This window comes from Burkholderia sp. Bp8984 (assembly GCF_003853755.1).
Classification (GTDB): domain Bacteria; phylum Pseudomonadota; class Gammaproteobacteria; order Burkholderiales; family Burkholderiaceae; genus Burkholderia.
Genome location: NZ_QTQN01000115.1, coordinates 1 through 356 on the forward strand (window position 1 = coordinate 1; position 356 = coordinate 356).

Genomic DNA, 356 nt, shown 5'->3' on the forward strand with positions numbered 1-356 from the left:
TGTCCCCTTCGTCTAGAGGCCTAGGACATCACCCTTTCACGGTGAGTACAGGGGTTCGAATCCCCTAGGGGACGCCAGATTCAGCGGCGTTTCGTAGTAGAAGTGTCGCAACGCTTGCAGGACGTGAACGAGGTCCTGCAGGTGAGAGTGAAGAAAGCTGGAGCGGTAGTTCAGTTGGTTAGAATACCGGCCTGTCACGCCGGGGGTCGCGGGTTCGAGCCCCGTCCGCTCCGCCAGAACAAAGCCCGTTCAAATGAACGTTTTGAGCGGGCTTTTGCGTTAAAGATGTAAGCAGTACGTTGTCCCCTTCGTCTAGAGGCCTAGGACATCACCCTTTCACGGTGAGTACAGGGGTT

Annotated in this window: 2 tRNA genes; both read left to right on the top strand. The window is 56.2% G+C overall.

The window, feature by feature from the left end:
• The first annotated feature begins 1 nt into the window (after position 1).
• Positions 2–77: transfer RNA gene (locus tag DID98_RS35585), tRNA-Glu, on the top strand.
• An 82-nt stretch (positions 78–159) separates the two neighbouring features.
• Positions 160–236: transfer RNA gene (locus tag DID98_RS35590), tRNA-Asp, on the top strand.
• Positions 237–356 lie beyond the last annotated feature (120 nt).